Source organism: Mesorhizobium sp. CA4 (assembly GCF_020165075.1).
Classification (GTDB): Bacteria; Pseudomonadota; Alphaproteobacteria; order Rhizobiales; family Rhizobiaceae; genus Mesorhizobium.
Map to the genome: position 1 here is coordinate 150,201 of NZ_JAIUHK010000005.1, position 14,591 is coordinate 164,791.

The window sequence follows — 14,591 nt, forward strand, 5'->3', positions numbered from 1 at the left end:
GGATTCCCTCGTGGGAGAAGGAGGACTATAGCTCCAGGTTCCACGTTTGCCCGACAAGATCCTTGCCGAAGGAATGGTGGCGTTCCTCGTCGACCAGCTTGAAGCCCGCGGCCTGATAGATGCGGCGGGCCGAGCCAAGGATGTCGTTGGTCCACAGCGTCAGCGTCTTGTAGCCCTTGGCGCGCGCGAAGGTGATGCATTCGTCGACCAGCCGCCGGCCAATGCCAAGGCCGCGCGCCGACGGTTCGACATAGAGCAGCCTGAGCTTGGCGACCTTGGGCGATTTGCGCATGACGAAGACCGAGCCGACCACCTCGCCTTCGCGCTCGGCGATCCAGCTGCGCTCCCATTGCGGGACGAAATTCTTGACGAACTCACCGAGGATCTCAGCGACCAGCGCCTCGTAGGTTTCGTCCCAGCCATAGTCCTGCGCGTAGATGAGGCCCTGGCGGTGTGTGATCCAGCCGATGTCGCCAACCTGCAGCGGCCGCAGGATATAAGGCACCTTGGGTTCGGGCCTGTCGCCGAGCAGGTCCTGCACGGTGCGCATGGCCTTGACCAGCCGGTCCTGTTCGGCCGGGGCCAGCCGATCGAGCAGCGCGCGCACCTGGTCGTGCGAATCCTGGTTGAGCGGCGCGAAGGCCTCTCTGCCGGCCTGCGTCAGCGCGATCGAGGCGCGGCGCGCGTCGGTCTCACTGGCTTCGCGTCCGACCAGGCCGCGCTCCTCGAATTTCTTCAAGAGCCGGCTGACATAGCCGGGGTCGAGGCCCAGGTCGCGCACCAGGTCGCTTGCGACTAACCCATCGCGATGGGCGAGCTCGTAAAGCACCCGCGCCTCGGTCAGGGAGAACGAACTTTTCAGCAGGCCCTCGTCGAGCAGGCCGAGCTGGCGGGTATAGAAGCGGTTGAAGGCGCGCACCGCATCGATACGGTCCTTGCCGGGGTGATTGTGGATGGTCATGGGAAATCCTCCTGTCATGGACAGGATCAACCATTTAGTTGACTGAGTCAATAAATATGGGGAGCGGGACACTACACAACTTCGTCATTCCAGGGCGGAGCAAGGAGCGAAGCGACGCCCAGTTGCGGAGGCTAATGCCAATCGCGACCGCAGCGGCCTCACCCCATTGGCAGCACTGGCCAGAACTCCACGATGCGGCCACCGGAAAACACAGCGATCGAGCCGAAATGTTGCAGCACCGCCTCGCTCTGCGTCGGCCGCAGGAAGGCATAGTCGCCGGGCTTCACATCGGCGCCTGCCGGCAGGCCCATGAATTGCTGGTTGGACGATAGGCCGATCAGTCCGTTCGGCTTCACGCCTTCGGGAAACACCGGCTCGGCCATCCACTTGCCGCCATAGAGATAGCAGCCCTTGCGCGGGAAGAGGCCGAGCGCCTGGAGCACCCTGGAAACCGCCGGCGGACCGGGCAGCATGGGATCGAGCGCCTTGAGGATCGGGGTGGCGATAAAGGCCGCCGGCTGGAAGCCATCCAGCCCGGGCGTGTCGAAATCCTTGGGCAGCACGAAGGCCGAGCCGATCGACACTTCGTTGGCGACGCCGCCGCCATGCAGCAGAGCCGTCTTGGAGCCGCCGATATTGAGGATGCGGCGCTGGTCCGGATCGAGGGCAGCGGCGAACTCCGCGGCCTTGGCGGATGCCTGCTTCAGCGCCTTGGCCGCGCCGCCGAACAAACCCGGGATTTCCGGCGCATGCGCCTCATAGGCCATGAAGCCTTCGCAGTGCAGACCTTTTGGAATGGGGAGCGCGTTAGTCTCGGCGGGATCGCGAAAGCCGCCGCGATGCAGGCCGACATCCACCTCGAAAGCGAAGCGCAGTTCGGTGTCGAGCGCAGCGGCCAAGGCGCCGTAGTCGGCCAGCCGCTCCGGCGTGTCGATCAGCCAGCAGACGCGCGACCACCAGCCGGCGCCGCCTCTGGTCAGCGCGGCCCTGGCGGCGCCGACCGGCACCGGCTTGCCGTAGAGCAGGTCGCCGTCGGGAAAGGCGTCGAGCACGGCCTGCGTCACCGGCGGATGGAAGGTCATGAAGCGGTTGGTTTCGAGTGCTCGCGCGATATGCGAGAGCAGCGGCATGCAAGGCAGCGATTTGTCGACCAGCCGCACCGCAAGGCCCGGCGCCAGCCTTTCCTTCACCAGCGCGATGTTGCCGTCCAGCCGGTCGCGGTCGAGGACAAGGCAGGGCCGGAAAATCTCGGCGGCCCTCAATGCATCGGACAGGGCAGCGAAATAGGCGCTCATTGTCGGATGCCGAATAGGTCGGCCATGTAGGGCGAGACGAAGCGGTTTTGCGGATCGATGTCGCGCCGCACCGCCATCGCGTCGTCCCAACGCGGATAAAGCTTCTTGAATTCCGCCGCCTTCAGGTTGTGCATCTTTCCCCAGTGCGGCCTGCCGCCATACTTGCGGAAAATGGGTTCGGCGGCGCGCATGAAAGGCAGCGGATCATTCGCCGCATCATGGTGGACGGCGATCGAGCAGGTCAGCCTTTTGTAGAAAGGCGAAAGCCAGAACTCGTCGGGGGCCACGGAACGCACCTCCATCGGGAAATAGACTTCCGGAAAGTGCTTTTCCGTCAGCGCGATGATTTCGGCCAACGCCTTGGGACCTTCCTCGTAAGGCAGGTGGTACTCCATCTCGTTGAATTTGGTGCGACGGTCGCTGGCGTAGACGTTGAGCCAGTCCTGAACATAGTCTTCCGCCGGCACTTTCCTCACCGCGCCCTTGATCAGTGCCCGGCGCAGCGACGGCAGCCAGCGCAACGCGGTGCGCAGCTTGCGCAAGGTCGCCAGCCCTTCCTCGTCGTCCTCGGTCGGCCGCGTCGTCGGCGCCGCGTCGCTGAGATCGCTGGCGATGAACTGGGCGTAGCCGGAGAACGGGATGTAGTAGAACTCGGCCGAGCGATGCGCGGCCATCATCGTCTCGAAGTTTTTGAGCATGTCGCCGATCGGCAGCACCCATTTGCGGCGGCGCAGCCGATAGGTCGCGATGTTGTTCATCGTCACTTCGGTCAGCACGCCGAAGCTGCCCAGCGCGACGCCGGTGGCGTGGATCATGTCCAGGCCACCCGCCCGGCTGAACTCGCGCAGCTCGCCTTGTCCATCGATGAGCTGCACCGCCTCCAACCGCGTGTGATAGGCGCCGAGCGTCGGGCCGGAGCCATGCGTTGCCGTGCCTAACGCGCCGCCGATCGCCTGCTTGTCGATGTCGCCCATATTGGGCAGGCCCTGGCCGATATCCTGCAGGATGCGCATCAGCGCTCCGAGCTTGGTTCCCGCCCTCACCCGCGCCCGGTTGTTCGCGGCATCGTGCGAGACCAGGCCCTCGATCTTCTCCAGCGAGACGATGGTGCCCTCGGACTGCACCAGCGGCGTGAAGGAATGGCCGGCACCGGCGACGCGCAGCGGACCAGGCGCCGAGCGCACCAGTTCGGCCAGCTCGCCGGCATCGGCCGGCGTCGCGATCAATTTCGGGGAAGCCGTGACGAAGCCGGACCAGTTGCTCCAGGCGGTTGCCATCTTGATCCCTCCGGCTCAGGCCCGGCCGCGCCGCCGCGCGATCAGCACGAAGATGCCGAGCAAAAGCACGCTGGCCAAAGCGGTGGCGGCGGCGAATTCCGGCACGGGCCGGAAGTTCGTGCCGTCAATCAGTAGCGAGGCGGCGATCGGACCGATGGCGAGGCCGAAGAGCTGGGCGGCCGGCACCAGCAATACGGCGTTGCGCGTCTCGTCAGCGGTGATCGCCAGCCGGATCTGGTAAGGCACGATGAAGAGCAGGATGAAGCCCATTACCAGCGCCACCGCCCAGAACACCGAAAGACCCGGACCGGACGCAAGCAGCAGCGAGCTGATCGCCGCGACGATCCCGATGACGGTGATGGCGAAACGATAGTCGATGCGCGCCTCGAAGATTGTCGCGGTCATCGCGCCGATCACTTGCGCGGCAAGGCTCGCCGAAACCATCAGGCCGACGGTGCGGCCATCAATGCCGAACTGCGCGCCGATGGGCTCGAGAAAGGCCCAGACGGCGCCGAAGAACATGAAATAGCAGAAGATAGACAGCAGCGCGGTGATCGCCGGCACAGTCGCCACATTGGTGAACTGCTCTTCCTTGGGCAGGTCAGCATAGTCGTCCGGCACGGTCCAGGCGACGGCGAGCGAAAGCAGGCAGACGATGCCGAGCGCGATGAAGCCGCCGGCCGAGCCCGCTCGCGGCACGGCAAAGAGCGCGAGGATCAGCGCCAGCGCGCATTGCGCCAGGGTCTGCAGCGTAACGAAATAGCCGCCGATGCGCTCGGCTCGGCGCGAGCGGGCGATCAGCTCCGTCGCGACGGCGACCAGCCCGCCCTCCGCGAGGCCGGCCAGCGTGCGCGCGCCGATCAGCGCATTGGGGCTGCCGGCATAAGCGGTCCAGGCATTGGCGAGTGCCAGCAGCATGAGCAGCGCCGCGCTCTTCCAACGCATGTTGCGCGCCGGCAAGAGCATCGCCACTACGCCCGAGCCGATGGCGATGGCAATCATCTCGGCGGTGGCGACCAGCGCCAGCTCGTCGCCGGTGACGTGACCTTCGCTGTAGAGCGCGCCGAGCAGCACCGGCTGCAAGCCGAGGATGAGCAGGCCGACCGAGCCGATCCAAAGCGCCGAGGCCAGCTGCAGGCCGGTCGGATTGCCGACAAGCCAATCGGCATTTTCCGCCTGCACGGCTTGCGATGCGGTCACGAGGCGCCCTCCGTTGCAGCTCGATCGGAAAACTGACAAGTTGTCAGCATTTAGCGAAACTGATACTTGATCATGTTTCTTGTCAACCGCGAATTCGCACTCTCGTGAGAGATTTGGCGCATGACGCAGATAAAGCGAAAAGCGACCGAACCGCGGCGCAGGCCCAAACAGGAGCGCAGCCGCGAGCGCATCGACGCGATCCTGGCCACGACCATGCGGCTGATCGGTGAGAAAGGCATCGACGCGGTGACGATGAAGGAAGTCGGTGCGCTGGCCGGCGGGCCGATCGCCACCGTCTATCATTACTTCCCCAGCAAGTCGGCAATTCTGGCAATGCTCTATGAGCGGTTTTCCGAGGAAAGCCGCGCACGCTTCGGCGCGATCATCGCCGAGATAGGCCGGCTGGACGACGTGACCGCCGCGGCCGACCGCCTGCTCGACGACTATCATGCCCGTGTCGCCGCAGACCCGGCCATCCAGGACCTGCAGAACGCCATCCAGGCCGACAAGGCGCTGCAGCACCTCGACATCGCCGAGACGAGGCAACAGGCGAAGATGTTCTGTGATCATGTCGCGCCGATGTTGAAGTCTGAACAGCGCGAGGCGTTCGGACGCGTCGTGTTCCTGATCTTCCAGCTCGCCGGCGGCGTCGTGCGGCTGGCGCTGACACAGGACAAGGAAGAAGGCCGGCGCACGATCGACGATTACCGCTCGATCATCCACACCCAGTTGCGACTGTTTCTCTGAGCGCGATCAGGAATCCAGCTTCGGTCCCAGAATCTCCACCAGCCAATCGACGAACACCCTTACCCTTGGCGAAAGCTGGCGGCTCGGCGGATAGAGCACCGAGATCGGTGTCGGCGTCGGAGGATTGCCGGGCAGCACCTCGACCAGCCGGCCGGCATCAATGTCGGCGGCGAAGCGGCGGCGCGGCGCCTGATAGAGGCCAAAACCCTGGCGCACCAGCGTGGCGGCGGTGTCGGAATTGGAGACCGTAACGCGCGACGGCAGGACGACCTCGCGGATCTTTCCATCGACGGTGAACTCCAGCGGCATCACCTGGCCGGTGCGGGACGAGACGAAGCCGATCATGATGTGCCCGGCAAGTTCGTCCAGTGAGCGCGGCAGGCCGTGGCGCTCGACATAGGCCGCGCTGGCGACCGTCGCCTCGCGCGCCATGCCGATGCGACGCGCGATCATGTCGCTGTCGGGGAGCGTGCCGGCGCGGACCACGCAGTCGACGCCCTCGCGCACTAGGTCGACGAAGCGGTCGCCCTCGCCGATATGCACGCTCAGCCCGGGATAGCGGGCGAGCAACGCCGGCAGTTCCGGGATGACCAAGGTTCGGGCCATGTTGCCGTTGATGTCGATGCTCAGCCGCCCGCGCACCTCATGCGCGCCGAAGCCGCCTTCGGCATCCTCGATGTCGGCGAGGATGCCGATGCAGCGCTCGTAGTAGGCTTCGCCGTCGAGCGTCGTGGTGACATGGCGCGTGGTGCGGCGAAGCAACTGCACGCCGAGCCGCTCTTCGAGCTGCTTGATCGCGGCGGTGGCGCTGGAGCGCGGCAGGCTAAGATCGGCGGCGGCCGCAGTGAAGCTGCGCCGTTCCACGACGCGGGTGAAGAGCCGCATGCTGTCGAACCGGTCCATCGCTGATTGTTTGCACATACTGAATAGTGTTGGCAATCCATGGCCGATTATATTGGCCGATCGGGCGAGTATATGCATCTCCATCCATACAGAAGGAGATTTCGTCGTGACTACTCGTCCTATCGCTCTCATCACCGGCGGCAGCCGCGGCCTCGGCCGCAACACCGCCATCCACCTCGCCCGCCGGGGCGTCGACGTCATCGTCACCTATCGCTCGCGCGCCGACGAGGCGCAGGCGGCAATCGCCGAGATCGAAGCTGCCGGCGGCCGCGCGGCCGCGCTTGAGCTCGACGCCGGCGCCGTTGCCAGCTTCCCGGCTTTCGTTGAAGCGTTGAAGAAGACGCTTCACGAGACTTGGCAGCGCGACCGCTTCGCCTATCTCGTCAACAATGCCGGCACCGGCCTGCGCAAGCCGATCGCCGAGACAACGGAAGAGGAATTCGACACGCTGATGAACATACACCTCAAGGGCGTGTTCTTCCTCACCCAGGCGCTGCTGCCGCTGATCAATGATGGCGGCCGCCTCATCAACATCTCGAGCGGGCTCGCCCGCTTCGCGGCTCCCGGCTCATCCGCCTATGCGATGATGAAGGGCGGCATCGAGGTGTTCACGCGCTACCTTGCCAAGGAGCTCGGCCAGCGCGGCATCACCGCCAACACCGTGGCGCCCGGCGCGATCGCCACGGACTTCAATGGCGGCCATGTGCGCGACAATGCCGAGATCAACCGCATGGTGGCCGGCGTCACCGCGCTCGGCCGCGTCGGCGTCGCCGACGATATCGGGCCGATGATCGCTTCGCTGCTCTCCGACGACAATCGCTGGGTCAACGCCCAGCGCATCGAAGTCTCGGGCGGCATGAATATCTGAGCCCCGCGTGGACAATGAGGAAGCGCGCAGCTTCCTGTCGTCCCATGAAAACCAGCAGTCAGGGCGGCTCAACGAGAGCTGGACCGCCCTAACGCATGTCGCATCAGGTCCTCGAAGCCGTCGGGCCGCCCCGAAGTTGACGGGCCTCGCCGATCCACCCCCAACCGGCGCACTCCCAACCGGGAGATCATGCGAGAAAAATTTCGCGCCGCCGCCCCATCGCGCGCGCCTTGACTCTCGCAATTCGCCAGCCTATTTCAGCGCGACGTTAGCACTCGTCTATAGTGAGTGCTAACCGATGTCCGGCGGCCTCGCCGGATGGAGGAACAGTTCTCACCGTTCTCACTCGAGGAAGACAACATGGCAAAGTCCAAGTTCCGCCCGCTTCATGACCGCGTGGTCGTTCGCCGGGTCGAATCCGAATCCAAGACCGCCGGCGGGATCATCATCCCGGATACGGCGAAGGAGAAGCCGCAGGAAGGCGAGATCATCGCCGTCGGCTCCGGCGCCCGCGACGAAAGCGGCAAGCTCGTCCCGCTGGACGTCAAGGCCGGCGACCGCATCCTGTTCGGCAAGTGGTCGGGCACTGAAGTCAAGCTCAATGGCGAAGACCTTCTGATCATGAAGGAATCCGACATCATGGGCATCATCGGCTGATCATCGGCCTCACCTGAATCTTCATCTTCGGGCTCTTCCCGAGCCCCTGCCAGGAGCTAAAACATGGCTGCAAAAGACGTAAAATTCTCCCGCGATGCCCGTGAGCGCATGCTGCGCGGTGTCAACATCCTCGCCGACGCGGTGAAGGTGACCCTCGGCCCGAAGGGCCGCAATGTCGTGATCGATAAGTCGTTCGGCGCCCCGCGCATCACCAAGGACGGCGTCACTGTCGCCAAGGAAATCGAGCTTGAGGACAAGTTCGAGAACATGGGCGCTCAGATGGTCCGCGAAGTCGCTTCGAAGACGAACGACATCGCCGGCGACGGCACCACGACCGCAACGGTTCTGGCGCAGTCGATCGTCCAGGAAGGCCACAAGGCGGTCGCCGCCGGCATGAACCCGATGGACCTCAAGCGCGGCATCGACCTCGCCGTCACCGAAGTCGTCACGGCGCTCGGCAAGGCCGCCAAGAAGATCAAGACTTCCGAGGAAGTCGCCCAGGTCGGCACGATCTCGGCCAATGGCGACGAGTCGGTCGGCAAGATGATCGCGGAAGCGATGCAGAAGGTCGGCAACGAAGGCGTCATCACCGTCGAGGAAGCCAAGACCGCCGAGACAGAGCTGGAAGTCGTCGAAGGCATGCAGTTCGACCGCGGCTACCTGTCGCCCTACTTCGTGACCAACGCCGACAAGATGGTCGCCGATCTGGAAGACGCCTACATCCTGCTGCACGAGAAGAAGCTGTCCAACCTGCAGGCCATGCTGCCGGTCCTGGAAGCCGTCGTCCAGACCTCGAAGCCGCTGCTCATCATCTCGGAAGACGTCGAAGGCGAGGCTCTGGCCACGCTGGTCGTCAACAAGCTGCGCGGTGGCCTGAAGATCGCCGCCGTCAAGGCGCCGGGCTTCGGTGACCGCCGCAAGGCCATGCTGGAAGACATCGCCATCCTCACCGGTGGCCAGGTCATCTCGGAAGACCTCGGCATCAAGCTCGAGAATGTCGGCCTCAACATGCTCGGCCGCGCCAAGAAGGTGTCGATCTCCAAGGAGAACACCACCATCGTCGACGGCGCCGGCAAGAAGGCCGAGATCCAGGGCCGCGTCGCCCAGATCAAGCAGCAGATCGAGGAGACCACCTCGGACTACGACAAGGAGAAGCTGCAGGAACGTCTGGCGAAGCTCGCCGGCGGCGTTGCCGTGATCCGCGTCGGCGGTGCGACCGAAGTGGAAGTCAAGGAAAAGAAGGACCGCGTCGATGACGCCCTGAACGCGACCCGCGCGGCCGTGGAAGAAGGCATCGTCGCCGGCGGCGGCGTTGCGCTCCTGCGCGCTTCGGGCAACCTCAAGGCCACCGGCGCCAACTCCGACCAGGCCGCCGGCATCAACATCGTGCGTCGCGCGCTGCAGGCTCCGGCCCGCCAGATCGCGGCCAACGCCGGTGCGGAAGCCTCGATCGTCGCTGGCAAGATCCTCGACAACAAGGGCGCGACCTTCGGCTACAATGCCCAGACCGGCGAATATGGCGACATGATCGCCATGGGCATCGTCGACCCGGTCAAGGTCGTGCGCACGGCTCTCCAGGACGCGGCCTCGGTCGCCGGCCTGCTCGTCACCACCGAAGCCATGATCGCCGAAGCTCCGAAGAAGGAGTCGGCTGGCGGCGGCATGCCTGGCGGCATGGGCGGCGGCGGCATGGGCGGCATGGGCGGCATGGATTTCTAAATCCAGGCTACCAAGCCAATGCATACGAAAGGGCGCCGAAAGGCGCCCTTTTTGTTTGCATTTGGAGATCCGAGTCCTCAGGCGGCACTTTCCGCCTGCCGTGCCACCTTGCCAGCCAGCACCGCTTGCTCGACCAGAGCCGCCACCTCGTCGGCCACCGCCTGGACCGGGCTACGGTCGCGGGTGGCGCGGGCGATCACCATCAGGCCTTCGAGCGAGGATTCGACCAGCAGCGCCAACGCCTGCGCACGTCGCTCCGGCACCCCTGCCCGCATGAAAGCCTGGCGCAGCAGCCCGATCCACTGCTCGAAGGCTGAGCGGCAGATTTCAACCAGGTCCGAAACATCGTTCGGCGCGTCGAGCACCACCGGCGCGACCGGGCAGCCGAGCGAGAACTCGTTCTCCTCCAGCATGCGGGCGACCGACTGATAGATGTGGTGGACGGCAACGGCGGGATCGCTTTCCTCCAACAGCGCCGCGCCCAGCCGCTCCGTCACATCGGCGACGCTGGCGCGCGTCACCTCGATGACAAGCTGGTCCTTGCCGCCCGGGAAATGAAAGTAGAGCGAGCCGCGGGGTGCCGCGCTGGCGCTCAAGATATCGTTCAGCGACGTGCCGTGATAGCCGCGCTTTCGGATGAGCAGCGCCGTCGCCTCGATCATGCGGGTACGTGTGTCCGTCGCCACGTCGACCTCTCGAATGTCAGCCTCTGTCAGGAGTTCGCATTATAGGGGTTGCTTCGAATATGACAATCGGTCTACATAATATGTAAATCGGTCTACATATTTCGGAGGCGGCAATGCGAACCTATCGGCTCGAGCAATTCGGCGAAATCGAGAAGCTGGCACTGCGCGAGGTGCCAATGCCCGAGCCGGGGAGAAACCAGATCCTGGTGCGTGTGCGGGCAACCTCGCTCAACCGCCGCGACACGATGATCCTCAACGGCACCTATCCGCTCCCGCCGCGCGCCGGCATCGTGCCGCTGAGCGACGGCGCCGGCGAAGTCGTCGCGATCGGCGGCGACGTGACCCGCTTTGCCGTTGGCGATCGCGTCACCGGCAGCTATTTCGCGCGCTGGATTGACGGCCACATGCATCCGGGCGTCGTCGACCAGCTTGGCTGCACGCTGGATGGCATGCTCTCAGAATATGCGCTGCTCGACGAGCAATGGGCAGTACGGCTGCCCGACCATCTCTCATGGCAGGAAGCGGCGACCTTCGCCTGCGCCGGGCTGACCGCCTGGAGCGCGCTGACGGGCGCCGAGATTCCGAAGCCCGGACAATGGGTCCTGGTGATCGGCTCAGGCGGTGTTGCGCTGTTTGCCTTGCAGTTCGCCAAGCTCATGGGCTGCCGCGTGGCCGCTGTCACCTCGCGCGCCGAGAAGGCCGACAGGCTGCGGGCTCTCGGTGCCGACCCCGTCATCGCGGCGGCCGAAACGCCGGAATGGGGCATGAAGCTGCGCGAGGCGACCGGCGGCATCGATCTGGTCGTCGAGACCGGCGGCCCGGCCACCTTCGCGCAGTCGCTGATCGCCAGTTCGCTCTACGGCCGTATCGTGCTGCTGACCGTTCAGGACCAGAAGGGCAAGCCGGTCGAGATCCCGGGCGCCGTCTATCAGCGCAGCCTCGCCACCATCGGCCGACTGTTCGTCGGCAGCCGCAACGGACTGGAGGCAATGCTCGCCGCTGTCGCCACGCACCGGCTGAAGCCCATCATCGACAAGGTCTTCCCATTCGCCGAGGCGCGCGAGGCCTACCGCCATTTCCAGCAGGGCGACGTCTTCGGCAAGGTCGTCATCGACGGCGCGTGACCACCACGCTTTCCCGCAAACAGAGAGGAGATCAGTCATGACAATTCGAGAAGCCTCGGCCCAATGGCAGGGCACGCTCAAGGAAGGGTCCGGCCGGCTGCGGCTGGGCAGCGGCGTGTTCGAAGGCGCCTATTCCTTCCCGTCGCGCTTCGAGAGCGGTCCGGGCACCAATCCGGAAGAACTGATCGCGGCCGCCCATGCCGGCTGCTACTCGATGGCGCTCACCGCCATACTCGGCGCCGAAGGCCATACGGCCGAGAACATCCATGCGATCGCCAAGGTGCATCTCGGCGCCACTACGGCCGGGCCGACGCTCACCCGCATCGAGCTCGAAACTCAGGCCCGCGTTGCCGGCATCTCGGCGGAGGATTTCGAGCGGCTGGCGCAAAAGGCCAAGGCGGCCTGCCTGGTCTCACGGGCGCTCGCCGGCGTCGCAACCATCACGCTCAAGGCGAGCCTCGTAGCTCAATGAAACGACAGGGAGAATATCCAATGACCCAGGAATTGATCATCGACATCGCCACGGCCAAGCGCTCCGCCGAGACGGCGGAAATCATGCGGCGCTACAACGACGTCTTCCAGCGTCACGATCCGGCGGCACTGGACGAATTGGTGGCGCAGGACTGCGTGATCGAGAACACCACGCCGGCGCCCGACGGTGCCCGCCGCACCGGCAAGACGGCTTGCGTCGAATTGTGGTCGGCGATCGCCACCGGACCCGGAACGCGCTTCGATATCGAAGAAACATTCGTCGCCGGCGACCGCGCCACGATCCGCTGGCACTTCTGGATGGCCGATGGCAGGTCGCTTCGCGGCGTCAATCTGATGCGTGTCTCGGACGGCAAAATCGTCGAGGCGATGGGCTATGTGAAAGGATAGGTGGCTCGCTTATCTGTCCGCCAATGCCAGCTTCGCCCCGAGCATGACGAAGGCGCCGGCGAAGGTGCGGCGCATCCAGGTCAGCACCTTCGGCCGCGACACGATGTGGCTGCGCACCGAGGCCGCGAACACGCCGTAGATGGCGAAGACGATGAAGGTCATCAGCATGAAGACGCCGGAGAGCTCCAGCATCTTGGGCAGCGCGTGCGGCTCGGTGGTGCTGACGAATTGCGGCAGGAAGGCGAAGAAGAAGATCGACAGTTTGGGGTTCAGGATGTTGACCAGGACGCCGGATGTGATGGTCCTTGCGGTCGAGCGCGGCACGGCATCCTCATCGATACTCAAGCCGCCCTTTTCCTTCAACGTGTTCCAGGCCATGTGGAGCAGATAGGCGACGCCGAGATATTTCAGCGTCTCGAAAGCGAGGGCGCTTGTGTGCAGCACAGCGGCGAGGCCGGTGATGGCGGCGGCCATATGCGGGATGATGCCCAGCGTGCAGGCGAAGGCGGCGATGATCGAAGCGCGCGCGCCACGCGAAAGGCCGGCGCTCAACGTATAAAGGACGCCGGTGCCGGGCGAAGCCACGATGATCAGCGACGTCAACAGGAATTCGATGCTCATGGATTTCGTCCGCAGCCCTGCCCGGCGCGAAGGTACCGACAGACGTGCGACCCGGCAAGCGGGTGGAGAGCGTGATTTTCGGTCTTGAGGGGGAGATGTCGCCGGAGGCGGCAGAGGGGGGGCGCAGCGCACGGGGCGTCAACCTCTTGCGCGACAAGACGATGTCGGCGCTCTATGCGAGACGACCCCCTCTGACCCCTTCGCGGCCATCTTCCCCTCAAGGGGGGAGATAGCTCACCGCCAGCCCATGCGCTGCCCTCGCCATCAGGCAGTCGTCGCCGCCGGGCATGCAGGCGCGGCAGACATCGGGGCGCAGGTCGTAGATGCCACAGGCCGTATGTTTCCCCACCTCGCCGGTGAGCGCCGAACATCGGTCGTCCTGACAGCGCATGCCGGACTGGTCGGCGGCTATCAGCCCGGCCGGGATACGATCGAGCTGCTCATCCTCCTCGGTCGAAAAGCGTGGCCATTCAGCCGAATAGGCGCAGCAGGCGCCGCAGCTCCGGCAGTCGAAGGCGGCAGTTGCCTTGGCCGCCGCATCCGGCAGCCAAGGCAAGCGGCTGTGGCCGGAGTCGTGCGGCAAGGCGCTATTTCTTCTTGCCCGTCTTGCGCGGCGGCGCTTCCGCCGATGTCTCGAACAGATCTGTCGCGACCGGTCCATCGGCTTTCGGAGCTGCGGCCGGCTGGCCCGGCTTTACGGCAGACGGCTTGGTCGGCTTTTCGGCAGGCTGACCCTTGGCGGAATATCTTATGGCCATATCAGTTCTCTTCAGCGACATGCGGTGACGGCGCACGCGGATTGCGCAGGCGGCCGATCAGTGCCGAAACCGCCGTAATGTTCATTTCCTCCGGTGACCAGTTCCTGGCCTCCTCGACGTGATGCGGCGCCAGTTCGCGATGCGTGCTGCCACTATAGGCGGCATCGCAATGGGCCACGCGTTCGTGGGTCTTGCGATCCTCTCGCACATACTCGATCAGATAGTTCGGGCATTCGGCACGGCTGCGCACACCAAGCCGCACCTGGGCATCGCCATGGATGCGCCTGCAGCGCTCCAGCTTCTCCAAAACGCGCCGGACATATTCGACTGGTCTGTCCAGAACATCGACCATATCGGCTATGGTCGAGTCGGCGGCGATCGGCCTTGGCGGGATGCGTTTGGTGGCCATCAGGCTTTGCTTGCGCGTTTCGAGGCGGGGGCAGCGAGGGCAGCCGCCTCCGCTTCCTTCTCCAGCCGCAGTTCGCGCAGGCGCGCGGTCTTGGCCTCCCTGGCCTGGCTGACGGCATCCCGTTCGGACATGATGCGGTTGAGCGACATCGACTGGGTCCGGGACTTGCTGAAAAGGGACTCGGCCTGATCGCGGGATGTTTTCGGAATTAGGGACAAAATCTTCTTCCTGGTTCGGAGCATTCACATTTGCGGGTGCGGGCTGCTTAGCACATCGCAATCGAGCCGTGACGAACAATCCACTCCTGGAAACGAAAAAGTCGGATATCGGCCCGACCTTCTTCGCATTCAGCGATCCCAAAAAAAGGACGGTCAGCTTCCGAAAAATTCGCGAACTGCGGGAACCAATCCAGCACCCGCACATTGCAATGTCGTCAGCAATCTCACGAGAGCTGACAAAGACGCCTCCCGCACCGTAAAAAGCGCGA

18 protein-coding genes are annotated in these 14,591 nt (G+C 64.7%); 7 read left to right on the forward strand and 11 right to left on the reverse strand.

What is annotated here, in order from left to right:
• Window positions 1-25: 25 nt before the first annotated feature.
• The 4 genes from LB528_RS06235 to LB528_RS06250 form a co-directional block, all read right to left on the reverse strand.
• A complete protein-coding gene (locus LB528_RS06235; protein WP_224714218.1) occupies window positions 26-961 on the reverse strand; it encodes a helix-turn-helix domain-containing GNAT family N-acetyltransferase in 936 nt (311 codons plus the stop codon).
• Between the two features lie 158 nt (window positions 962-1,119).
• A complete protein-coding gene (locus LB528_RS06240) occupies window positions 1,120-2,256 on the reverse strand; it encodes an alanine racemase (protein ID WP_224714219.1) in 1,137 nt (378 codons plus the stop codon).
• On the reverse strand, window positions 2,253-3,533 hold the full coding sequence (locus tag LB528_RS06245) for a D-arabinono-1,4-lactone oxidase (protein WP_224714220.1): 1,281 nt from the start codon (window positions 3,531-3,533) through the stop codon (window positions 2,253-2,255). The genes LB528_RS06240 and LB528_RS06245 overlap by 4 nt, the downstream gene beginning before the upstream one ends.
• Window positions 3,534-3,548: 15 nt before the next feature.
• Window positions 3,549-4,733 (reverse strand): MFS transporter, encoded by a 1,185-nt coding sequence (locus tag LB528_RS06250; RefSeq protein ID WP_224714221.1) that lies wholly within the window; start codon window positions 4,731-4,733, stop codon window positions 3,549-3,551.
• Window positions 4,734-4,853: 120 nt separating this feature from the next.
• On the opposite strand from LB528_RS06250, the gene LB528_RS06255 reads away from it, so the two are divergent.
• Window positions 4,854-5,480: a TetR/AcrR family transcriptional regulator gene (locus tag LB528_RS06255; protein WP_224714222.1), complete on the forward strand. Its 627-nt coding sequence runs from the start codon at window positions 4,854-4,856 to the stop codon at window positions 5,478-5,480.
• Window positions 5,481-5,486: 6 nt separating this feature from the next.
• Here LB528_RS06255 and LB528_RS06260 read toward each other — a convergent pair whose 3' ends face one another.
• Window positions 5,487-6,383, reverse strand: coding sequence for a LysR family transcriptional regulator (locus tag LB528_RS06260; RefSeq protein ID WP_224714223.1), 897 nt, complete (start codon window positions 6,381-6,383; stop codon window positions 5,487-5,489).
• Between the two features lie 106 nt (window positions 6,384-6,489).
• Between LB528_RS06260 and LB528_RS06265 the strand changes: the two genes are divergently transcribed.
• The 3 genes from LB528_RS06265 to groL all read left to right on the forward strand — a co-directional run bounded on the left by LB528_RS06265 (window position 6,490) and on the right by groL (window position 9,627).
• Window positions 6,490-7,251: an SDR family NAD(P)-dependent oxidoreductase gene (locus tag LB528_RS06265; RefSeq protein ID WP_224714224.1), complete on the forward strand. Its 762-nt coding sequence runs from the start codon at window positions 6,490-6,492 to the stop codon at window positions 7,249-7,251.
• A 360-nt stretch (window positions 7,252-7,611) separates the two neighbouring features.
• A complete protein-coding gene (gene groES / locus LB528_RS06270; protein ID WP_010915433.1) occupies window positions 7,612-7,908 on the forward strand; it encodes a co-chaperone GroES in 297 nt (98 codons plus the stop codon).
• 63 nt (window positions 7,909-7,971) lie between these two features.
• On the forward strand, window positions 7,972-9,627 hold the full coding sequence (gene groL / locus LB528_RS06275) for a chaperonin GroEL (protein ID WP_095768453.1): 1,656 nt from the start codon (window positions 7,972-7,974) through the stop codon (window positions 9,625-9,627).
• 77 nt (window positions 9,628-9,704) lie between these two features.
• Here groL and LB528_RS06280 read toward each other — a convergent pair whose 3' ends face one another.
• The gene (locus LB528_RS06280; RefSeq protein WP_224714225.1) at window positions 9,705-10,313 is read right to left on the reverse strand and encodes a TetR/AcrR family transcriptional regulator; all 609 of its coding nucleotides are present in this window, start codon (window positions 10,311-10,313) and stop codon (window positions 9,705-9,707) included.
• 113 nt (window positions 10,314-10,426) lie between these two features.
• Between LB528_RS06280 and LB528_RS06285 the strand changes: the two genes are divergently transcribed.
• The 3 genes from LB528_RS06285 to LB528_RS06295 are packed head-to-tail and all read left to right on the forward strand — an operon-like array spanning window position 10,427 to window position 12,316.
• Window positions 10,427-11,437 carry a zinc-dependent alcohol dehydrogenase family protein gene (locus LB528_RS06285; protein WP_224714226.1) on the forward strand — a complete coding sequence of 337 codons (1,011 nt, stop codon included), beginning with the start codon at window positions 10,427-10,429 and terminating at the stop codon, window positions 11,435-11,437.
• Between the two features lie 37 nt (window positions 11,438-11,474).
• Window positions 11,475-11,909 carry an OsmC family protein gene (locus LB528_RS06290; RefSeq protein WP_224714227.1) on the forward strand — a complete coding sequence of 145 codons (435 nt, stop codon included), beginning with the start codon at window positions 11,475-11,477 and terminating at the stop codon, window positions 11,907-11,909.
• A gap of 20 nt (window positions 11,910-11,929) precedes the next feature.
• On the forward strand, window positions 11,930-12,316 hold the full coding sequence (locus LB528_RS06295) for a nuclear transport factor 2 family protein (RefSeq protein ID WP_224714228.1): 387 nt from the start codon (window positions 11,930-11,932) through the stop codon (window positions 12,314-12,316).
• A gap of 9 nt (window positions 12,317-12,325) precedes the next feature.
• Here the strand turns inward: LB528_RS06295 and LB528_RS06300 are convergent, their stop codons facing one another.
• The 5 genes from LB528_RS06300 to LB528_RS06320 form a co-directional block, all read right to left on the reverse strand.
• Window positions 12,326-12,937, reverse strand: coding sequence for a LysE family translocator (locus tag LB528_RS06300; RefSeq protein WP_224714229.1), 612 nt, complete (start codon window positions 12,935-12,937; stop codon window positions 12,326-12,328).
• 217 nt (window positions 12,938-13,154) lie between these two features.
• The gene (locus LB528_RS06305; protein ID WP_411962110.1) at window positions 13,155-13,520 is read right to left on the reverse strand and encodes a YkgJ family cysteine cluster protein; all 366 of its coding nucleotides are present in this window, start codon (window positions 13,518-13,520) and stop codon (window positions 13,155-13,157) included.
• A 4-nt stretch (window positions 13,521-13,524) separates the two neighbouring features.
• Window positions 13,525-13,695 (reverse strand): hypothetical protein, encoded by a 171-nt coding sequence (locus LB528_RS06310; protein WP_224714230.1) that lies wholly within the window; start codon window positions 13,693-13,695, stop codon window positions 13,525-13,527.
• Window position 13,696: 1 nt separating this feature from the next.
• The gene (locus LB528_RS06315; RefSeq protein ID WP_224714231.1) at window positions 13,697-14,104 is read right to left on the reverse strand and encodes a hypothetical protein; all 408 of its coding nucleotides are present in this window, start codon (window positions 14,102-14,104) and stop codon (window positions 13,697-13,699) included.
• On the reverse strand, window positions 14,104-14,346 hold the full coding sequence (locus LB528_RS06320; RefSeq protein WP_411962111.1) for a hypothetical protein: 243 nt from the start codon (window positions 14,344-14,346) through the stop codon (window positions 14,104-14,106). Before LB528_RS06320 ends, LB528_RS06315 begins: the two co-directional genes overlap by 1 nt.
• Between the last annotated feature and the right edge of the window lie 245 nt (window positions 14,347-14,591).

Coding starts and splice junctions, on each gene's coding strand:
- LB528_RS06235 (WP_224714218.1), bottom strand. CDS start 961: ATGACCATCCACAATCACCCCGGCAAGGACCGTATCGATGCGGTGCGC.
- LB528_RS06240 (WP_224714219.1), bottom strand. CDS start 2,256: ATGAGCGCCTATTTCGCTGCCCTGTCCGATGCATTGAGGGCCGCCGAG.
- LB528_RS06245 (WP_224714220.1), bottom strand. CDS start 3,533: ATGGCAACCGCCTGGAGCAACTGGTCCGGCTTCGTCACGGCTTCCCCG.
- LB528_RS06255 (WP_224714222.1), top strand. CDS start 4,854: ATGACGCAGATAAAGCGAAAAGCGACCGAACCGCGGCGCAGGCCCAAA.
- LB528_RS06260 (WP_224714223.1), bottom strand. CDS start 6,383: ATGGACCGGTTCGACAGCATGCGGCTCTTCACCCGCGTCGTGGAACGG.
- groES (WP_010915433.1), top strand. CDS start 7,612: ATGGCAAAGTCCAAGTTCCGCCCGCTTCATGACCGCGTGGTCGTTCGC.
- groL (WP_095768453.1), top strand. CDS start 7,972: ATGGCTGCAAAAGACGTAAAATTCTCCCGCGATGCCCGTGAGCGCATG.
- LB528_RS06285 (WP_224714226.1), top strand. CDS start 10,427: ATGCGAACCTATCGGCTCGAGCAATTCGGCGAAATCGAGAAGCTGGCA.
- LB528_RS06290 (WP_224714227.1), top strand. CDS start 11,475: ATGACAATTCGAGAAGCCTCGGCCCAATGGCAGGGCACGCTCAAGGAA.
- LB528_RS06295 (WP_224714228.1), top strand. CDS start 11,930: ATGACCCAGGAATTGATCATCGACATCGCCACGGCCAAGCGCTCCGCC.
- LB528_RS06300 (WP_224714229.1), bottom strand. CDS start 12,937: ATGAGCATCGAATTCCTGTTGACGTCGCTGATCATCGTGGCTTCGCCC.
- LB528_RS06310 (WP_224714230.1), bottom strand. CDS start 13,695: ATGGCCATAAGATATTCCGCCAAGGGTCAGCCTGCCGAAAAGCCGACC.
- LB528_RS06315 (WP_224714231.1), bottom strand. CDS start 14,104: ATGGCCACCAAACGCATCCCGCCAAGGCCGATCGCCGCCGACTCGACC.
- LB528_RS06320 (WP_411962111.1), bottom strand. CDS start 14,346: ATGCTCCGAACCAGGAAGAAGATTTTGTCCCTAATTCCGAAAACATCC.